The 18,583-nt window shown below is 59.9% G+C and carries 17 protein-coding genes; 9 read left to right on the top strand and 8 right to left on the bottom strand.

Translation table 11 applies throughout. The annotated features are described in order from the left end of the window. Window positions 1-7 precede the first annotated feature (7 nt). The 4 genes from IPM06_04470 to IPM06_04455 are packed head-to-tail and all read right to left on the bottom strand — an operon-like array spanning window position 8 to window position 3,968. Window positions 8-334 carry a TrbC/VIRB2 family protein gene (locus IPM06_04470; protein MBK8769670.1) on the bottom strand — a complete coding sequence of 109 codons (327 nt, stop codon included), beginning with the start codon at window positions 332-334 and terminating at the stop codon, window positions 8-10. Next, on the bottom strand, window positions 331-1,281 hold the full coding sequence (gene trbB, locus IPM06_04465) for a P-type conjugative transfer ATPase TrbB (protein MBK8769669.1): 951 nt from the start codon (window positions 1,279-1,281) through the stop codon (window positions 331-333). The genes IPM06_04470 and trbB overlap by 4 nt, the downstream gene beginning before the upstream one ends. Before the next feature lie 46 nt (window positions 1,282-1,327). Beyond that, window positions 1,328-1,942: a hypothetical protein gene (locus IPM06_04460; protein MBK8769668.1), complete on the bottom strand. Its 615-nt coding sequence runs from the start codon at window positions 1,940-1,942 to the stop codon at window positions 1,328-1,330. Between the two features lie 4 nt (window positions 1,943-1,946). Next, window positions 1,947-3,968 carry a conjugal transfer protein TraG gene (locus tag IPM06_04455; GenBank protein ID MBK8769667.1) on the bottom strand — a complete coding sequence of 674 codons (2,022 nt, stop codon included), beginning with the start codon at window positions 3,966-3,968 and terminating at the stop codon, window positions 1,947-1,949. Window positions 3,969-4,138: 170 nt separating this feature from the next. Between IPM06_04455 and IPM06_04450 the strand changes: the two genes are divergently transcribed. Beyond that, a complete protein-coding gene (locus IPM06_04450; GenBank protein MBK8769666.1) occupies window positions 4,139-5,359 on the top strand; it encodes a DUF2235 domain-containing protein in 1,221 nt (406 codons plus the stop codon). 145 nt (window positions 5,360-5,504) lie between these two features. On the opposite strand, the gene IPM06_04445 is transcribed toward IPM06_04450, so the two are convergent. Further along, complete coding sequence (locus tag IPM06_04445; protein MBK8769665.1) at window positions 5,505-6,410, bottom strand: hypothetical protein; 906 nt, start codon at window positions 6,408-6,410, stop codon at window positions 5,505-5,507. A gap of 1,060 nt (window positions 6,411-7,470) precedes the next feature. Between IPM06_04445 and IPM06_04440 the strand changes: the two genes are divergently transcribed. The 7 genes from IPM06_04440 to IPM06_04410 all read left to right on the top strand — a co-directional run bounded on the left by IPM06_04440 (window position 7,471) and on the right by IPM06_04410 (window position 14,033). Continuing rightward, window positions 7,471-7,728 (top strand): hypothetical protein, encoded by a 258-nt coding sequence (locus IPM06_04440; GenBank protein MBK8769664.1) that lies wholly within the window; start codon window positions 7,471-7,473, stop codon window positions 7,726-7,728. After that, entirely contained in the window at window positions 7,712-8,137 is a 426-nt protein-coding gene (locus IPM06_04435) for a hypothetical protein (GenBank protein MBK8769663.1), read from the top strand. The genes IPM06_04440 and IPM06_04435 overlap by 17 nt, the downstream gene beginning before the upstream one ends. After that, on the top strand, window positions 8,121-8,951 hold the full coding sequence (locus tag IPM06_04430) for a hypothetical protein (protein MBK8769662.1): 831 nt from the start codon (window positions 8,121-8,123) through the stop codon (window positions 8,949-8,951). Before IPM06_04435 ends, IPM06_04430 begins: the two co-directional genes overlap by 17 nt. Then, window positions 8,935-9,765 (top strand): hypothetical protein, encoded by an 831-nt coding sequence (locus IPM06_04425; GenBank protein ID MBK8769661.1) that lies wholly within the window; start codon window positions 8,935-8,937, stop codon window positions 9,763-9,765. The genes IPM06_04430 and IPM06_04425 overlap by 17 nt, the downstream gene beginning before the upstream one ends. Next, window positions 9,650-10,582: a hypothetical protein gene (locus tag IPM06_04420; protein ID MBK8769660.1), complete on the top strand. Its 933-nt coding sequence runs from the start codon at window positions 9,650-9,652 to the stop codon at window positions 10,580-10,582. The genes IPM06_04425 and IPM06_04420 overlap by 116 nt, the downstream gene beginning before the upstream one ends. Before the next feature lie 117 nt (window positions 10,583-10,699). Then, a complete protein-coding gene (locus IPM06_04415) occupies window positions 10,700-10,990 on the top strand; it encodes a hypothetical protein (GenBank protein MBK8769659.1) in 291 nt (96 codons plus the stop codon). Next, a complete protein-coding gene (locus IPM06_04410) occupies window positions 10,974-14,033 on the top strand; it encodes a type I secretion C-terminal target domain-containing protein (protein ID MBK8769658.1) in 3,060 nt (1,019 codons plus the stop codon). Before IPM06_04415 ends, IPM06_04410 begins: the two co-directional genes overlap by 17 nt. A gap of 16 nt (window positions 14,034-14,049) precedes the next feature. Here the strand turns inward: IPM06_04410 and IPM06_04405 are convergent, their stop codons facing one another. Next, on the bottom strand, window positions 14,050-14,994 hold the full coding sequence (locus IPM06_04405; GenBank protein ID MBK8769657.1) for a transglutaminase-like cysteine peptidase: 945 nt from the start codon (window positions 14,992-14,994) through the stop codon (window positions 14,050-14,052). Between the two features lie 25 nt (window positions 14,995-15,019). After that, a complete protein-coding gene (locus IPM06_04400; protein ID MBK8769656.1) occupies window positions 15,020-16,354 on the bottom strand; it encodes an HlyD family type I secretion periplasmic adaptor subunit in 1,335 nt (444 codons plus the stop codon). A gap of 126 nt (window positions 16,355-16,480) precedes the next feature. Here IPM06_04400 and IPM06_04395 point away from each other — a divergent pair, with 126 nt between their 5' ends. Continuing rightward, window positions 16,481-17,026, top strand: coding sequence for a hypothetical protein (locus tag IPM06_04395; GenBank protein MBK8769655.1), 546 nt, complete (start codon window positions 16,481-16,483; stop codon window positions 17,024-17,026). Window positions 17,027-17,225: 199 nt separating this feature from the next. Here the strand turns inward: IPM06_04395 and IPM06_04390 are convergent, their stop codons facing one another. Next, window positions 17,226-18,536 carry a DUF892 family protein gene (locus IPM06_04390; protein MBK8769654.1) on the bottom strand — a complete coding sequence of 437 codons (1,311 nt, stop codon included), beginning with the start codon at window positions 18,534-18,536 and terminating at the stop codon, window positions 17,226-17,228. Between the last annotated feature and the right edge of the window lie 47 nt (window positions 18,537-18,583).

Raw genomic sequence — 18,583 nt, 5'->3', positions numbered from 1 at the left:
TCAATCCTCAGACGAGTGCGCCGCCACCAAAGGAGAAGAAGGCGAGGAAGAAGGAGGTGGCGGCAAAGGCGATGGAAAGGCCGAAGATGATTTGGATCAGCCGGCGAAAACCGCCTGATGTGTCGCCGAACGCCAGCGATAGACCGGTGATGATAATGATGATGACCGCAACGATGCGGGCGACCGGTCCCTCGATGGACTCCAGCACCTGTGTCAGCGGCGCTTCCCAGGGCATGCCGGATCCCGCTGCATGCGCGACCTGTACCTGAAACAGCAAGGCGCCAAGGCTTGAACTTGCAAGCATTGCAGCCGAAAGCAAACGTGGTGACCTCATGACAGACTCCTGTTGGTTGTGAGGGAATTGGCGTGCGAGAAAATGGGCGTGAGTTCATAGTCGCCATCAGGGGTCAGGCCCTCGACCTTCGCGACTTCCGTGACCTTGCGCGATGCGCCGCGCCCTTCCAGAAACACCAGAAGATCGATGGCCTCAGCGATAAGACGGCGTGGGATCGTGACGACGCATTCCTGCACCAGCTGCTCGATGCGGTAGAGGGCACCCCGTGCTGAATTGGCATGAACGGTGGCAAGCCCGCCGGGATGACCGGTGTTCCAGGCCTTCAACATATCGAGGGCTTCGGCGCCTCTCACCTCGCCGACGATGATGCGGTCGGGCCTGAGTCGCATGGTGGAGCGCACAAGATCGGCGAGCGACACAAGCCCTGGCTTGGTGCGCAGCGTTACGCAGTCTTCCGCGGTGCAATTGAGCTCGCGGGTGTCTTCCAGAATGACGACGCGGTCCAGAGTGGCTGCAACTTCCGCCAGTAATGCGTTGACCAGTGTAGTTTTGCCGGAACTGGTGCCGCCCACCACGATGACATTGGCCTTCGAAAGAACGGCCTGTTTGAGGTAGGTCGCCACCTGCGGTGGCATGATGGATTGTTCCACATAGTCGGAAAGACGATGCACGCGCTTGGCGGGTTTGCGTATCGAGAAACATGGTGCCGGTGCGACCGGTGGGATCAAGCCCTCGAAGCGTTCACCGGAATCGGGAAGTTCGGCACTGACAATCGGCGAACGGTCATGCACTTCCAGCCGGATATGGCTTGCCACCAATCGGATGATGCGCTCGACTTCCGACCATTGCAGGATCGTGCCTGTGTCGGAACGGCCGGTGTCCAGCCGGTCGATCCACAACCTGCCGTCGGGATTGACCATGACTTCGACGACCTGAGGGTCGGCAAGAGCATCTGCAATCGCCATTCCAAACGCGGTCCTCAACATGGTCCTGCGGCGGGACAGCGCTTCTTCACTGAAGGAGGTGATCGTCTTATCCACGGCGCACTCCTTCGTTTTGAGACGAAGCGCCCGGCACCGCATCCGGTTGGGAGGACGCAGAACTCCTTTGCGATGCCGGGGCTTCTCCCCGACGGCTGTGTCCCGCAGGCACCGCCGAAGCTGATTTGGAAGAACTCTCGAAAGTGGGATCGTCGAAATCCCGGAGCAAAAGATCGGGATCGTGAGTGACAACCTTGTCCATCACCTCGCCAACCAGTGTCTGTGATCCGGCGATACGCTTGCCAAGTTGCGCGATGAAGGCCTCGAAGCGCTGATGGCTCTTGGCGCGCGCGGCCTCCTGGTCCGATTTCGGCAGGGGCGGCGTCACCGTCAAGAAATAGCGGATAAACAGGCCAATGCTTTCCAATGCCACCTGATGGTGGTGATCGAGCAAGTCGATCTTGCGGGTCATGCGATCCATGCGGCGCTGCAACCCGCCATCACGCAAGGAATCCCGCTCGGGATTGAGGAGTTGCTGAAGCGCGCGCTCGGTAAGCTGCGACTTGTTCTTCGACGGATCCTTACAGGCGAGCGTCAATTGGTCTGCGACGAAGCGCGACACGTTGACGGTGATCTTGATTTTGGATGAGTTGCGGCGCTTCTGCATGATCCTATCTTTCGAACACTGGCAGGGCGTCATCGCCATCGGCCCGTTCGACGCCATAGGCGCGAGCCGCAGCGGATCGGGACAGTGGATCGGTGTTGGCCGTCGCCTGCTCGAAATCGTCATCGAGCACTTTGATGTCATTATCTGGTTCGACACTTGTGGATGTGGCGGCGACCTCATCGCTCCAGGGCTCGCGCTTGAGGCCGCCTTGATCACCTCCTTCACCATGCAACTGGGCAAACCATGGCTTCTCCAGCCGTGTATCTTCGGAGCGGACTTGTCCTTGCCAGTCGTGAGGCGATTGCGGCGGACGATCCGCATAGTCACCTTCAGCTAAGACAGGGGGCGGCAACACGCGACCCTTGAAATTGTCGTCTTCGAAATAACGGAGCTTCTTGGCCTTGATCGGCTGCAGACCAGAAACCAGAACCAGCGCCTCATCGGTAGGCAGCTGCATGACCTCGCCGGGTGTGAGCAAGGGCCTTGCTGTCTCTTGACGGCTCACCATCACATGGGCAAGCCAAGGGGCAAGCCGGTGACCCGCATAGTTCTTCTGGGCACGCAGTTCGGTGGCTGTCCCTAGTGAATCTGAAATCCGCTTGGCCGTGCGCTCGTCGTTTGCTGCAAAGGCAATGCGGACGTGCGCGTTGTCGAGAATGGAATTGTTCTCACCATAGGCCTTGATGATCTGGTTGAGGGATTGGGCAATGAGATAGGCACGGATGCCGTAGCCCGCCATGAAGGCCAGCGCCGTCTCAAAGAAGTCCAGCCGCCCAAGTGCCGGGAACTCGTCCAGCATCAGCAGTAGCTTGCTGCGTGGTTGGCGTTTCTGGCCTTCCAGCGACTCCGTAAGCCGGCGGCCGATCTGGTTGAGGATCAGACGAACCAGAGGTTTGGTGCGGGAAAGGTCAGCTGGCGGTATGACGAGGTAAAGCGAAATCGGCTTCCTCGCTTCCATCAGATCGGCAATGCGCCAGTCGCAAGCGCCGGTGTTCCGGGCCACGACCGGGTCACGATACAGTCCCAGAAAACTCATAGCGGTAGAGAGAACGCCGGAACGCTCATTCTCCGACTTGTTCAACAGCTCACAGGCGACGGATGCGACAACCGGATGCACCCGCGGCGCCTTGTCGGTGCCGAGATGATTGGTCGACATCATCACGCGCAGGGTGCGCTCGATGGACCGGGATGGATCAGACATAAATGACGCCACCCGCGCCAGGGTCTTTTCGCCTTCGGCATAGAGGACGTGCAGGATCACGCCGACCAGCAGGGCGTGACTGGTCTTCTCCCAATGGTTCCGGCGTTCCAGTGCGCCTTCGGGATCGACCAGAATGTCAGCAATGTTCTGAACGTCGCGGACTTCCCATTCGCCTTTCCGCACTTCCAACAAAGGATTGTAGCGGGCGCTTCTGGGATCAGCCGGATTGAACAACAGGCAGTGCGAGAACTTCGACCGGAAGCCAGCCGTCAGCTGCCAGTTCTCACCCTTGATATCGTGGATGACGGCAGAGTGCGGCCATGTGAGCAAGGTCGGGATGACAAGCCCCACGCCTTTGCCAGATCGGGTCGGCGCGAAAGCCAGCACATGTTCCGGGCCATCATGGCGGAGATAGGTCTCACCCAGCTTCCCCAGGAACACACCATTGCCGGAGAACAGGCGGGCGCGCTTCAGGTCTTCGGCGCTGGCCCATTTGGCTGAACCATAGGTCGTGACATTGCGAGTCTGACGCGCGCGCCAGAGCGAACCAGCAATGGCGACGAGTGTGCCGGCGATACCGCTGCCGCCCGCAAATAGGCCTGCTGTGCGAAACACCTCTGGCGCGTAGGGTTCGTAAGCGTACCACCACTCGAACAAACGCCACGGCGCATAGAGCGGATACCCAAGAACTTTGGTGAGTGGCGTGCCCAGTCCCGGCTGGTTGCCGAGCATCGCTGCCGTCCATTGCGTCGAGGCCCACAGGCCACCCCCCACAATCGAGACAACAAGGCATCCCTGCCCGACAAGTATCTTGGTCGGCGTCATTCTGCTTCCGCTTGGATTGCAGTCCGGAACCACTCCGGAATGTGACCCAAGCATCGTCGCGAATGTGCGATTTGCTCAATTGGGAAAGGCGGGAAATCGGGGGAAACTCACCGTTGCGCGCTTACCCTCAAAGTCTAACATCGTCTTCAGATTCGAAGGGGAGCGCTGAAATGAAAAAGCTAGTGGTCTGTTGCGACGGAACTGGAAACGAAATCGGCGAGAACATCTCCAATGTGTTGAAGTTCTACAGAACGCTCAAGAAGTCTGACAGCTCCTCGTCGAGGCAAGTTGTTTTCTATCATCCCGGGGTGGGGACTCTCGCGCGCCCAAATCCTTGGACCAAACTCTGGCAAGATACCAAGACAGTTTTAGGACTGGCGACGGGGTATGGTCTCGATGACAGTGTTTTGGCAGGATATGAATTTCTGATAGAAAACTATGAAGAGGACGATGACATCTACATCGTTGGTTTCAGTCGCGGTGCGCACACGGCGCGCGTTCTTGCGGCGCTCATTCACAAGATTGGCGTGCTGTTTCCACAGCAGATGAATCTAGCCGGTTCAGCACTTACTGCCTACAAGCAATCTATTGAGCGCGAAGACGAACTGGTGCAGACCAAGGATGACCGGGCAGCCCAGTTCGCGAGGATAGCATCAACCCGCTGGCCTACCATCCGTTTCCTTGGCGTCTGGGACACAGTCGCGAGCATCATCGTACCAAGACCTGACCGCTTCTATACCTTCAGCCTTCAAACGCTTCCCTATACGCGTAAGAACCCTAGCGTACAGGTGTTTCGGCAAGCAGCATCTCTTGACGAACGTCGCAGGATGTTCCGCTTGGAACCTTGGTTGCCAAACCAGATTTTCATGAAAAACCGCTTCAGCAAGATCAACAACTCGGAGCCGCAAGACGCGAAACAAGTGTGGTTCCCAGGAGTTCACGCGGATGTTGGAGGAGGCTATGCCGAAGCTGAGAGTGGACTTTCGAAGTTTCCGCTTCTTTGGATGATTGACGAGGCAAAGGGACATGAACTTGAATTCAACACCCAATCGATCAACCAGCTCGTATGGGGTCACAAGCGCAAGGGCAGTCCGTTTGACTATGTGAAACCTGATCCAGCTGCAAAACCACATAAATCTCTTCGCGGAGGCTGGCGATTGATTGAGTACATTCCCAAGAAGATCAAATACCGTGAATGGCTTGCAAGAAGCAGCTGGTTTGGATTCTACTTTCCTCGTGGTGAACCACGCCCAGTAGAGCAAGCGGCAACAGTTCATGAATCCGTTCTGAAACACAAAGGTGTGTCACCCGATTATGCTCCACCCAACCTGCCGCCCGATTTTGTCGTAGAGAAGCTAGCAGAACAGCCCATTGAGCGAACCACGGAGTAAGCTGTCACTTCAATACGCCCTAAGCAGCCTTCACTTGCAGCTTAAGGTCGGTCCTAAATTGAATTCTGTGGACCGGTATAAATCGCAATAGTGACTCGTCCCGAAGGGAACAAATCTCGGCTAACGTAGTGGCTTGCAAACTCCACTAGGCGCGGCAGACGATAGACCCGGCTACTCCAGCATCCGCGCAGTCGGAAAAAAAGGATTGAAGCAGCCAGTAAAGCTGAACGAACGAAGCTGGTGGTGTTTGGCCCGCTTGCGCGGCAGCCAGAGTCTCGGCGACAGCCTGCTTGCTAAGGGATGAAGTCACAATAATCGCCCGCCTAAGAACTTCGGGTGCGGTGCGGGTGGCACCAAGCTTATTGACAAGGTTTTGAGCGTCACCGCGAACGATGCGAGCGATCTGCGTGACATGATTGTGGTTAGCGTACATCGTTGACCAACCAACCAACTTCGCCTGCATACGTTCGGCTGGGAAACTCATATTTCCGAGGTTCTTGACCGCCTGACTGACCGAAACATGAAATGGACTCGCTCCCAAGGAAAGCGCTCCGTGCTTGCCATGATAGAAACTGACTTGAACAAGCCCGTTGTCCGTTTTTACTCCAATGAAATCGGCCCATTCATCTCCAAGGTCGTCGCAAACGAGAATGGTGTCGTTGGCACCGATATGCCCAACGATAGCGCCGAAAGTCGAGTTGTCGTCGAAGGCGGTGTGCGCCACGCTAAATTGCCCTTTCTCGCTTGTGACATGGTCAAGCGCGCCGCTCACGTGAAGATGTTGGAGAAAGACTGCTCCGCCATCGACAAGTGTTTCGTCGCGGAACAACGTCCCGCCGATATATGCGAGCCGTATGTCATCAAACAAGACGAGGAAGGCGTCGCTTTCATCCAGAAAATAGCGGAGCGGCCGCCGATCGGGATCCTCGCCGAGGGGATGAGTGGTATCCTCGATTTCGATGCCATCGCAGGCCGCGAGATCGAGTGAACGAAGGGCAATTCTGTCTTTGTTTAGACTGATGCTCGCAGCTTTGTCATCGGATTGGACAATGAATGCTTGGCGCAATCGATCGTCGCCCCTAAGTTCGAACGGCTGATCAAGCGTGGAAATAAGCGCCTGGAGTTCCACTTCGGGTAGTTGAACTGTATCGTCGCCAACCCTGACAATACGGAGCGACGGGTCTTCTCCCGTAACTGCCTCAAGTAGGGCAGTGGTATCAAAGGCCAAAGTAAGCGGCTGTGAATCCCGCAACGCATCAGCCAAAGCTATCGGGCGCGCGAACGTCCGTATGAAAGCGGAAACTGCTGCGTTATCACCTGTTAGATCATCGATCACGCTCTTGGCAAAGTCGACGAGATCAAGATACCTAACCTTATCAGACCGCACAGATATCCGGCCGGTGCTTGGCGTCGCGGTAGACTGTACGCCATCCACAATGACCGAGTAGGCCTGTGGCGCATACCTGCGACTCCCGGCCGGACCAACGACATTAGCTAGGTCTGCTGCCTCCAGCGTTTTGCTGCGCATTGCGAACCGCGATACAGACATATTACGCATGCGCATCTTGTGAAAAATGGCATCCTGTTTGGCGATTGCCGACTCGACCCGGGCTGCGGGTATTTGTGCCAAATAGGTGGACTTGAATTTGCTGGGAAGACTCAGCCTCGATCCGAAGATGGCGACGTGGCGTCCATATTCTACCAGCAGCAGATACCCACAGAGACGCTCCCTGACGTTCGAGGTCGAGTTTAGAAATGCAGGGGTGCTGTCGTAAAGGAAAGAAAGGGCGGACCACCGTGCGTTACCAACAGCCTCGCGCACATGTCGAAAAATGGCGTTGCTCGCCGTTGGCTGAGCCGCACGTAGTTCAGTAAAAAGATCACCGATGGCTTTGTCCGAAAGTTTCCGCGCAATTGAATAAAAAGAAGCTGACTTCGCCACTATTAAGTCGTCAATCACAGTCTGCCCCCGACCCGAATGCTCGACCAAGAGTCAAGCAACAAAGTTATCAATTGACCAATACTGAAAACATATGCTGCCAAGAATTTCGGATTTGTTGCCACACCCGGAAGTTCCTTACTGTCTAGCAGAATAAAATGACATACTCCAGATGACGATATTCGAGGCTGGGGATGCGGGCAACGTCGGCACGGCGATCAACGGGAGCTATGGCATCCTGACGCTCAATGCCAACGGGACGTACAGCTACACGCTCTATACGGCGGCGCAGAACCTGGCGGCCTACAACGCCGTGCAGGCGCGGGACACGGAGGATGCGCCGCTGACGGAGACGGTCAACTACACGGCCTCGGACGGGACGGCGACGGCCTCGTCGAGCCCTGACGCTGTCGGTGTTCGGGACGAATGATGCGCCTGTTGCGAACGCGGACACGAACTGGGTGAAGGAAGACACGAACCTGACGGCGAGCGGCAATGTGCTGACGGATGCGGCCCATGCGGGCGCGCCGTCGGGGAGCTTTGCCGATGTGGCGGACACGGATGTGGACGTCGAGGGCCTGACGGTGACGGCGGTGAACGGGGATGCGGGCAACGTCGGCACGGCGATCAACGGGAGCTATGGCATCCTGACGCTCAATGCCAACGGGACGTACAGCTACACGCTCTATACGGCGGCGCAGAACCTGGCGGCCTACAACGCCGTGCAGGCGCGGGACACGGAGGGATGCGCCGCTGACGGAGACGTTCAACTACACGGCCTCGGACGGGACGGCGACGGCCTCGTCGAGCCTGACGCTGTCGGTGTTCGGGACGAATGATGCGCCTGTTGCGAACGCGGACACGAACTGGGTGAAGGAAGACACGAACCTGACGGCGAGCGGCAATGTGCTGACGGATGCGGCCCATGCGGGCGCGCCGTCGGGGAGCTTTGCCGATGTGGCGGACACGGATGTGGACGTCGAGGGCCTGACGGTGACGGCGGTGAACGGGGATGCGGGCAACGTCGGCACGGCGATCAACGGGAGCTATGGCATCCTGACGCTCAATGCCAACGGGACGTACAGCTACACGCTCTATACGGCGGCGCAGAACCTGGCGGCCTACAACGCCGTGCAGGCGCGGGACACGGAGGATGCGCCGCTGACGGAGACGTTCAACTACACGGCCTCGGACGGGACGGCGACGGCCTCGTCGAGCCTGACGCTGTCGGTGTTCGGGACGAATGATGCGCCTGTTGCGAACGCGGACACGAACTGGGTGAAGGAAGACACGAACCTGACGGCGAGCGGCAATGTGCTGACGGATGCGGCCCATGCGGGCGCGCCGTCGGGGAGCTTTGCCGATGTGGCGGACACGGATGTGGACGTCGAGGGCCTGACGGTGACGGCGGTGAACGGGGATGCGGGCAACGTCGGCACGGCGATCAACGGGAGCTATGGCATCCTGACGCTCAATGCCAACGGGACGTACAGCTACACGCTCTATACGGCGGCGCAGAACCTGGCGGCCTACAACGCCGTGCAGGCGCGGGACACGGAGGATGCGCCGCTGACGGAGACGTTCAACTACGGCCTCGGACGGGACGGCGACGGCCTCGTCGAGCCTGACGCTGTCGGTGTTCGGGACGAATGATGCGCCTGTTGCGAACGCGGACACGAACTGGGTGAAGGAAGACACGAACCTGACGGCGAGCGGCAATGTGCTGACGGATGCGGCCCATGCGGGCGCGCCGTCGGGGAGCTTTGCCGATGTGGCGGACACGGATGTGGACGTCGAGGGCCTGACGGTGACGGCGGTGAACGGGGATGCGGGCAACGTCGGCACGGCGATCAACGGGAGCTATGGCATCCTGACGCTCAATGCCAACGGGACGTACAGCTACACGCTCTATACGGCGGCGCAGAACCTGGCGGCCTACAACGCCGTGCAGGCGCGGGACACGGAGGATGCGCCGCTGACGGAGACGTTCAACTACACGGCCTCGGACGGGACGGCGACGGCCTCGTCGAGCCTGACGCTGTCGGTGTTCGGGACGAATGATGCGCCTGTTGCGAACGCGGACACGAACTGGGTGAAGGAAGACACGAACCTGACGGCGAGCGGCAATGTGACGGATGCGGCCCATGCGGGCGCGCCGTCGGGGAGCTTTGCCGATGTGGCGGACACGGATGTGGACGTCGAGGGCCTGACGGTGACGGCGGTGAACGGGGGATGCGGGCAACGTCGGCACGGCGATCAACGGGAGCTATGGCATCCTGACGCTCAATGCCAACGGGACGTACAGCTACACGCTCTATACGGCGGCGCAGAACCTGGCGGCCTACAACGCCGTGCAGGCGCGGGACACGGAGGATGCGCCGCTGACGGAGACGTTCAACTACACGGCCTCGGACGGGACGGCGACGGCCTCGTCGAGCCTGACGCTGTCGGTGTTCGGGACGAATGATGCGCCTGTTGCGAACGCGGACACGAACTGGGTGAAGGAAGACACGAACCTGACGGCGAGCGGCAATGTGCTGACGGATGCGGCCCATGCGGGCGCGCCGTCGGGGAGCTTTGCCGATGTGGCGGACACGGATGTGGACGTCGAGGGCCTGACGGTGACGGCGGTGAACGGGGATGCGGGCAACGTCGGCACGGCGATCAACGGGAGCTTTGGCATCCTGACGCTCAATGCCAACGGGACGTACAGCTACACGCTCTATACGGCGGCGCAGAACCTGGCGGCCTACAACGCCGTGCAGGCGCGGGACACGGAGGATGCGCCGCTGACGGAGACGTTCAACTACACGGCCTCGGACGGGACGGCGACGGCCTCGTCGAGCCTGACGCTGTCGGTGTTCGGGACGAATGATGCGCCTGTTGCGAACGCGGACACGAACTGGGTGAAGGAAGACACGAACCTGACGGCGAGCGGCAATGTGCTGACGGATGCGGCCCATGCGGGCGCGCCGTCGGGGAGCTTTGCCGATGTGGCGGACACGGATGTGGACGTCGAGGGCCTGACGGTGACGGCGGTGAACGGGGATGCGGGCAACGTCGGCACGGCGATCAACGGGAGCTATGGCATCCTGACGCTCAATGCCAACGGGACGTACAGCTACACGCTCCTATACGGCGGCGCAGAACCTGGCGGCCTACAACGCCGTGCAGGCGCGGGACACGGAGGATGCGCCGCTGACGGAGACGTTCAACTACACGGCCTCGGACGGGACGGCGACGGCCTCGTCGAGCCTGACGCTGTCGGTGTTCGGGACGAATGATGCGCCTGTTGCGAACGCGGACACGAACTGGGTGAAGGAAGACACGAACCTGACGGCGAGCGGCAATGGCTGACGGATGCGGCCCATGCGGGCGCGCCGTCGGGGAGCTTTGCCGATGTGGCGGACACGGATGTGGACGTCGAGGGCCTGACGGTGACGGCGGTGAACGGGGATGCGGGCAACGTCGGCACGGCGATCAACGGGAGCTATGGCATCCTGACGCTCAATGCCAACGGGACGTACAGCTACACGCTCTATACGGCGGCGCAGAACCTGGCGGCCTACAACGCCGTGCAGGCGCGGGACACGGAGGGATGCGCCGCTGACGGAGACGTTCAACTACACGGCCTCGGACGGGACGGCGACGGCCTCGTCGAGCCTGACGCTGTCGGTGTTCGGGACGAATGATGCGCCTGTTGCGAACGCGGACACGAACTGGGTGAAGGAAGACACGAACCTGACGGCGAGCGGCAATGTGCTGACGGATGCGGCCCATGCGGGCGCGCCGTCGGGGAGCTTTGCCGATGTGGCGGACACGGATGTGGACGTCGAGGGCCTGACGGTGACGGCGGTGAACGGGGATGCGGGCAACGTCGGCACGGCGATCAACGGGAGCTATGGCATCCTGACGCTCAATGCCAACGGGACGTACAGCTACACGCTCTATACGGCGGCGCAGAACCCGGCGGCCTACAACGCCGTGCAGGCGCGGGACACGGAGGATGCGCCGCTGACGGAGACGTTCAACTACACGGCCTCGGACGGGACGGCGACGGCCTCGTCGAGCCTGACGCTGTCGGTGTTCGGGACGAATGATGCGCCTGTTGCGAACGCGGACACGAACTGGGTGAAGGAAGACACGAACCTGACGGCGAGCGGCAATGTGCTGACGGATGCGGCCCATGCGGGCGCGCCGTCGGGGAGCTTTGCCGATGTGGCGGACACGGATGTGGACGTCGAGGGCCTGACGGTGACGGCGGTGAACGGGGATGCGGGCAACGTCGGCACGGCGATCAACGGGAGCTATGGCATCCTGACGCTCAATGCCAACGGGACGTACAGCTACACGCTCTATACGGCGGCGCAGAACCTGGCGGCCTACAACGCCGTGCAGGCGCGGGACACGGAGGATGCGCCGCTGACGGAGACGTTCAACTACACGGCCTCGGACGGGACGGCGACGGCCTCGTCGAGCCTGACGCTGTCGGTGTTCGGGACGAATGATGCGCCGACGGTCGGAGTCGCTTCGGGCATCGTGTCCGAGGAGGGCCTGGCGTCTGCAAACGCTGACGGGGTTGGCAGTGCCGACACCACCAATTCGAAGACATTCAGTGGTTCATTCACGTCCGGGGACGTGGACGGCGAGCCAGTGAGTTTTGCCTTCACGGGTGGTCCTGCCGGACTGACCAGCAATGCAGTTCCGATTACCTGGACGGTAACGGCGACCAGCATCACAGGCGCTGCAGGAAGCGTTCCGATTTTGACTGCAACCCTGACAGCGGCAGGAGCCTACACAGTCACGCTGAATGGACCGATCGATCATCCGAACCCGCTGCTTGAGGACAACCTGAACCTCGTCTTCAATGTCTCCGCTACAGATGGGACGGCCACGGTGCCGACCACCCTCACGGTAACGGTAGAGGACGACAGCGGAATTGCTCTGGTGCCGGAAGATGCGGCGTTGAAGAACGGCGCATCCAACACCAACCTCACTTTTGATCTCGATACAGACCTGTCCGTTGCCAACAACTATGGCGCGGACGGAGCAGGCAAGGTGCAATTCGCGAGTTATCTGGAGACCCAGTCTTCCGGCTTGACATCGAACGGGACCCCCATCGTTTACGATGTGTCATCGAATGGGCTGATCTTGACGGCCACGGCCGGTGTCGGCGGCCCCGGCGTGTTCGTGGTTACTCTTGATCCCTCCAGTGGCACCTACGTCATCGACATGAACGGCACGGTGGACAGCAAGACCAGTGTCAACTTCAGTTCGGGCCAATACAACTTTGAAGGCGGCAATCTTGGATGGACCGGTTTTGTGCCCCTCAATGAAGATCTGTCGAGCGGAACTGTGATTGATAACAACAGTTCGGACCTCCTGATTACCCCGGAGGTTGGCGGTGTCCATGATGGGCGCATCAATACAACGGCAACTGCCGGTGGCGTATCCAACGGTGCCGTGTCAGGCGGAAACAATATTGGTGGTACGCCAGGTGGAGTTGTTGAAACACTCCGCGTGGATTTTGTGACTGACTTGCGTGGATCTCCGCCCTCTGCGAGCTACGGCACAGCTGCGAACCGGAACCATATTTTTGACGGCCACTATGATGTCAATGGCTCTACCGCCGTCTTCGTTTCAATCCAGGCAGCTTCCGTGGTCAAGATTCAGGCTTTCGATGACACGAACGATACGCCTTCCATCAACGATATCGAAGTTGTGGGTGACGGTGCACCGGATCCGCTGACTGGAATTGTCATCGCCTACAACGGGGCGGAACAGTTCATCAACCTCACGGCGCCCTTGGCACCATCCTACTCGGTTGGTGGCCAGACCTTCACCGTGGTGTTGAATGGAGATGGTTCCGCCAATGTGGGAGGTGTCGTCAACAATACGTTGATCGGAACCTACACCGCTGGAACCGGTTACAGCAGCATTGAATATTCCTATGTCTCGGGGTCGGAATTCCAGGTCGGCCAGTTTGGTGCCTCTGTGCCCACGACTGCGCCCGTCAGCGTTCATCTGCCGATCGAATTGGTGGATGCCGATGGCGACAGCGTGACGTCCACTGTTGATTTCACGTTGGTGAGCCCGACATCAAACCTGCTGGATTATTCCGCCAGTGTGACGGCCATCACAGGTGCGGCGGGCACGGCGACCGCAGCCAACCCCCACATCATCGGTTCCAGTCTGAATGACGTCCTGACCGGCGATGCCGCCGACAACATGCTTTTGGGTGGGGCGGGCAATGATAGCTTGTCTGGAAATGCTGGAAACGATTCACTTATCGGAGGTCTGGGAACGGACACGCTCACGGGTGGCGCGGGAGGTGACTATTTCCACAGCGGCGCTGGCGCGGATACCTTGCATCTCAATGCCAATGACGCAAACCTGACCGGAGCTTCGGGTGGTGATACAGCGCGTGATGTCGTCTATTTTGATGAGACGGCATTCCTCGGTGTCGATACGATCAATGACTTCGTCTTGGGTGCGACTGGTGCCAGTGATGTCATTGATCTTTCGGACCTCTTCACCGTCGACACGGCTGGGGGCCAGTCACTGTCAAACTATGCGCAAGTCACGGCTGGCGGGCAGTTGCAGGTCGACGTTGATGGCACGGTTGGTGGCACAAGCTGGACAACCATTGCGAATATTTCCGGCGCGTCGACAGGCCAGGTCAGCATTCTCTTCGACGACACTACCCACACGACCGACCAGAACGGCGTCGCCTGACCGGCCTGCGGGTTCGTCAGACGGGCAGACGAGACAGGAGCCAGTGGAGCGGCGGCCAGATGGACGCGAGTTTCCGGGCAATGGGCCGGGCTGGATTGGCGTCGGGTTCGCGCGCAGCGATGCTGACCGGCACGAAGGCCGGTTTCGTGATTGCAGCCTGCAAGGTTGATTGAGGCGGCGTGGCCGCAGCCAGGACGGGAGCAGGAGCTTGCGCCGCTGCTGCAGTCTCTGTCGTTTCGCCCAGTTCCTCCGCCGTCGCCACCAGGGCAGCTGGTTCGGTGTGGGTCTTCAGGTTCTGTGTCGGAATGTTGATCCAGCGTCCGCCCGCGTTGATGGAATAGATCGGTGCGTAGCGGGCGATGCTGTCGTGGCGCAGCACGCGGGAGTCCTGGTTATCGAGAATGAAGGTTCCGCTCGCCAGCCGCACGGACAACACGGCATGACCGATGCCTTTGCGGAGATCCTTGACGACGACGATGCGCAATTCGTCATCCCTGAAGCCAAGCTCACGCAAGGATACGTACTTGAGCAACGCGTAGTCTTCGCAATCGCCACGGCCCTTGAGGGACTCGGCTGGTGTTGCCCAATAATCCGCCTTGCGGAAGGCGGCGCGGTCGTCCGTGTAGGCAATGGCCGCATTTGCGAAACGGTTGACCTGTATGAGCTTGGCCTTGGGCGAAAGTCCACGCCAGGCCGCAAGGCCCGCTCGCCATGCACGAAGCGAGGAGGGGCAGCTGCCGCCGGCCTCGTCGCAGGTGCGGTAGATCTTCGTTTCATGGACGATGCGCGACTGGACGGATTTCCAGCTCCCGAGTCCAGCGGTGGCATTGGTGGCAAACTCCAGCGACTGAAACACGCCGGTGGGGCCAAGGGCGACGACTGGCGCGGGCTGAAGAAAAACCGCCTTCGCTGCGTGGGCGGGATTGGTGATGAGAAAGGGAATGGCGGCGACCGCGGCCATGAGCAGGCCTGCGGCGGAAAATGAACTACCGTTCGCGCAGCGCTTCCTGGCGCGCCTTGTTGATGGGCTTGAGCAGGTAATCCAGTACACTCTTCTTCCCCGTCAGAATGTCGACTGATGCGACCATGCCGGGGATGATAGGGAGTTCATCTGAGCCCGCTTTTAAGCGGTTCTGTAAAGTTTTAATGGTCACGAGGTAGAAACTCTCGCGCAGCTGTTCATCGTAAACAGAGTCTGCAGAAATCAATTCAACTTCGCCATCGAGGCCACCGTAGATGGAGAAGTCATAGGCCGTTAACTTTACCACGGCGGGCTGGTTGGGGTGCACGAAGGCAATGTCGGCGGGGCGAATGCGTGCCTCCACCCGCAACGAATCTTCGAGTGGCACGAGTTCCATGATGGTCTGCCCTGCCTGGACGACGCCGCCGACGGTGTTGGCATTGACCTTGTTGACGATACCATCCACGGGAGACTTGATGTCGGCCCGCGCGACGCGATCCTTGGCGCCTTTCTGGGTCTGGGTCGCGACCTGCAGTTCTGCCTCCACGGAAGAGAGTTCACTGCGGGCTTCCTCCCGGAAGTGCTGCTTCTGTTCGGCAACCTGCGCTTCCGCCTCGCGTATGGCGGCCTCCAGCTTCGGCAGTGTCTCTTTCAGCACGGCCATCTGGCCCTGGGCGTCGGTGATTTCACGTTGCAGACGGATGATGTCGGTCTTCGGCACGATGCCACGGTCAGCCAGCGGCTTCTTCAAGCCCATTTCCTGCTTGGCCAGCGCCAACACTTCACGCGCCCGGTCTGCCGATGCCTTTGATTCCTTCAGTTCAAGCGACCGCTGCTGGACGCGCTCGTCAAGCACCGTGAGCTGCGATTGAAGACTCTTGTGGCGCTCGTCGTACAACAGCGTCTCATTGCGGATCAGTTCCGCTGCCGTCTCGGAAAGTTCCGCGGGGAATTGCGGCGGCTCCATGGGATCGCCTTCCGCCTCATGCCGCAGCCGCGCCGCCTTGGCGGTGAGTGCGAGGATCTTCGCTGCCACTTCGCCGAGGTTTGACGAGAAGCCGGTGTCATCAATGCGGATCAGCACCTGGCCACGAGTGACTTTCTGTCCAGGCCTTACCAGGAGTTCCTTGACCAGCCCGCCTTCCAGGCTCTGCACAAGCTGTGTCTTGCTGGATGCGATCACCCGGCCTTCACCGCGCGTGACTTCATCGAGTCTGGCGAGAGCCGCCCACACGACAAAGCCCACCATCGCCAGCACGGCAGTGAGCAGCATGACGATGGCCGGGAGGGGCGTCCGCTCGCGATAGGCGGCGTCATATTCGGATGCCAGTTCGAGATCAGGCTTGGAACGAAAGAACATCAGCGCCGCCGGAAGTTAACCTTGTTTGCAATCAGTGCACTCTTACTGCCCTCCTTGCCATACCGCAATTTGAGGAAAAATTGAAAAAGTCCGGGATTTACGGTATATTTCCCGCGGGAGACCAGTATGGATGCCTGGAAGGGCAATTGGGTTCGTGGGCGTTTGGGGGCATGTCTTGCGCTCGGGCTTGTCACTTGCCTGGGTGGCTGCGCCAGCCAACGCTCGCTCCTCGAAAATGCCTCGGTCATGCCGGGCAATGGCGCCCCCTTGACGGCACCGCCCTCGGATGCGCTGGCAAAGGCAGATCCGTCGGTGGCGCCCAACCAGGACGATGATGACGGCGGCGCAACACCCGGTGTGCCAACACTGAACGATATCAGCGCCATGGGCCCCCAATTCGACATCGGCAAGTACGCCGCCGATGTTGATGCGGAACGGCAAGCTTCTCCCGCCGGAAATGTGCCCTTGTGGAGCGGGAAGTTCACGCCCGAAGGGGTGGACATTGTGAACGCGGGAGGAGTCCTCTGTTCTGCTCCCGGACAGCGGTCGCCACAAGTTGTCGCCTGCAGCGACGGACGCCTCGGTACATTCAGCTATCCGCACGGTGACATGAACGGGCAGTTGTCTTTCGGTGCAGACCTTCAGATCGTGCGGCTTGACCGCGCACCATAAGACACCCGTGCCTCGCCCGCAGCGGGAAGACGTCCACGTCCACTGCTCTCCACCCTTGCCGGTTCAATCAATGCGGCCTGGCCAGACTCCGCAATAAAAGGCAGTCATCGCTGATCGGTGTGCTCCGCCCAGCCCGGGTTGCAGGATTCCTGAAAATCCTGTCCAGCAAATGGAAGATCACACTCTCAGTGCGACGCCGTCACACCACCGCAGCGGGCCGTCCGAGCACGGAACTCAGTGGTCGCCCAATTTGATCCAACAACATGTCGCTGTTCTGTTCCTCTGCCAGTGACATCTGCAGCAGGCGGCTCACCTCCGGCATACGGAGCTGGAATGCAAGGTTGCGGGCGGTGATGTAGCTTGCGATCTCGTAGTGCTCGACCTTGTGGGCAGCGGCGATGAGTCCGAGATCGGCAAGATAGGGATCCTTCTTCTTTCCCTCGTCCATGATCTCCTCGCCTTCCTCGATCAGGCCCATCATGCCCTTGCAAGGCTTCAAGCGGGCAACTCCGGCGTCGAGCATGCCGAGCACCTCGTTCAGCCGTTCCACCTGGTCCTGGGTTTCGGTGAGGTGCATCTCGAAGGCCTCGCGCAACTGGAGTGACTGTGCAGCCCGCGCCATCTTGGGCAGGGCCTTCACCAGCTGCTTCTCGGCATGCAGAAGATCGCGCAGATGCTCCACCAGTGTTTCCCGGATGGCTTCTGCGCTCGCCGGCAAAGAGTTCTCGTAGATGATGTCACCAGCCACTTCGCCATCGGCGGCTGTTTCTGCGCCGGGTTGTGAGGTTCCATTTGCACTCCCGTTGGACTTCAGCGCGGGAGACTCCACATATTCCCACTCGCCGCCCTGGTTCCAGGGCCCGCGCGTGTCGATCTCTCCCATGTCGCCCATCCCTGAACTGTCGTTGAAGTACTGGTTCACGACACCGGCACTCGGCGCGATGCGGCCGATCGAGAATGCTGGCTTTTCCATGCTCTCAAGGGCTGCGGCGAAGGCCTTCATATGGGTGATTTCGCGAGTCATCAGGAACTGCAAGGCATCCTTGCTACCCGCATCGTCGCAGAAGTTGATGAGGCGTTCATAGACGATCTTGGCACGTGCCTCGGCGGCGATGTTGCTGCGCAAGTCAACGTCGAGCTCACCGGTGATCTTGAGATAATCGGCCGTCCAGGCATTGCCCATGGAATTGTGGAGATTGACGCCGCCACCGCCGGCAATGGCGATGAGAGGGTCCGCCTCGGCAGCATCGCGCAGGTTTTTCATCGGCAAAAGATGGAGTCTGGCGAGCGTGCCCACCACCTCAAGATGGCTGAGTTCTTCGGTGCCGATATCCATCAGAAGGTCCTTGCGGGAGGCGTCATCGCAATTCAGGCCCTGAATCGAGTATTGCATGGCCGCGGCGAGTTCGCCGTTGGCACCGCCGAACTGTTCGAGCAGCATGTTGCCGAAGCGCGGATCGGGTGCATCAACCCGCACCGTGTACATGAGTTTCTTGACGTGGTGATACATGACTGAGTCCTTCCAGAATACCGACTCAAGGTCTGCGCCGACCCAAA

The organism is Hyphomicrobiales bacterium (assembly GCA_016710435.1).
GTDB lineage: Bacteria > Pseudomonadota > Alphaproteobacteria > Rhizobiales > Aestuariivirgaceae > Aestuariivirga.
The sequence above is the reverse complement of the archived record's forward strand: the minus strand, read 5'-3'. Positions and strand labels throughout refer to the sequence as shown.

Coding starts and splice junctions, on each gene's coding strand:
- IPM06_04470 (MBK8769670.1), bottom strand. CDS start 334: ATGAGGTCACCACGTTTGCTTTCGGCTGCAATGCTTGCAAGTTCAAGC.
- trbB (MBK8769669.1), bottom strand. CDS start 1,281: ATGTTGAGGACCGCGTTTGGAATGGCGATTGCAGATGCTCTTGCCGAC.
- IPM06_04460 (MBK8769668.1), bottom strand. CDS start 1,942: ATGCAGAAGCGCCGCAACTCATCCAAAATCAAGATCACCGTCAACGTG.
- IPM06_04455 (MBK8769667.1), bottom strand. CDS start 3,968: ATGACGCCGACCAAGATACTTGTCGGGCAGGGATGCCTTGTTGTCTCG.
- IPM06_04450 (MBK8769666.1), top strand. CDS start 4,139: ATGAAAAAGCTAGTGGTCTGTTGCGACGGAACTGGAAACGAAATCGGC.
- IPM06_04440 (MBK8769664.1), top strand. CDS start 7,471: ATGACGATATTCGAGGCTGGGGATGCGGGCAACGTCGGCACGGCGATC.
- IPM06_04405 (MBK8769657.1), bottom strand. CDS start 14,994: ATGGCCGCGGTCGCCGCCATTCCCTTTCTCATCACCAATCCCGCCCAC.
- IPM06_04400 (MBK8769656.1), bottom strand. CDS start 16,354: ATGTTCTTTCGTTCCAAGCCTGATCTCGAACTGGCATCCGAATATGAC.
- IPM06_04395 (MBK8769655.1), top strand. CDS start 16,481: ATGGATGCCTGGAAGGGCAATTGGGTTCGTGGGCGTTTGGGGGCATGT.
- IPM06_04390 (MBK8769654.1), bottom strand. CDS start 18,536: ATGTATCACCACGTCAAGAAACTCATGTACACGGTGCGGGTTGATGCA.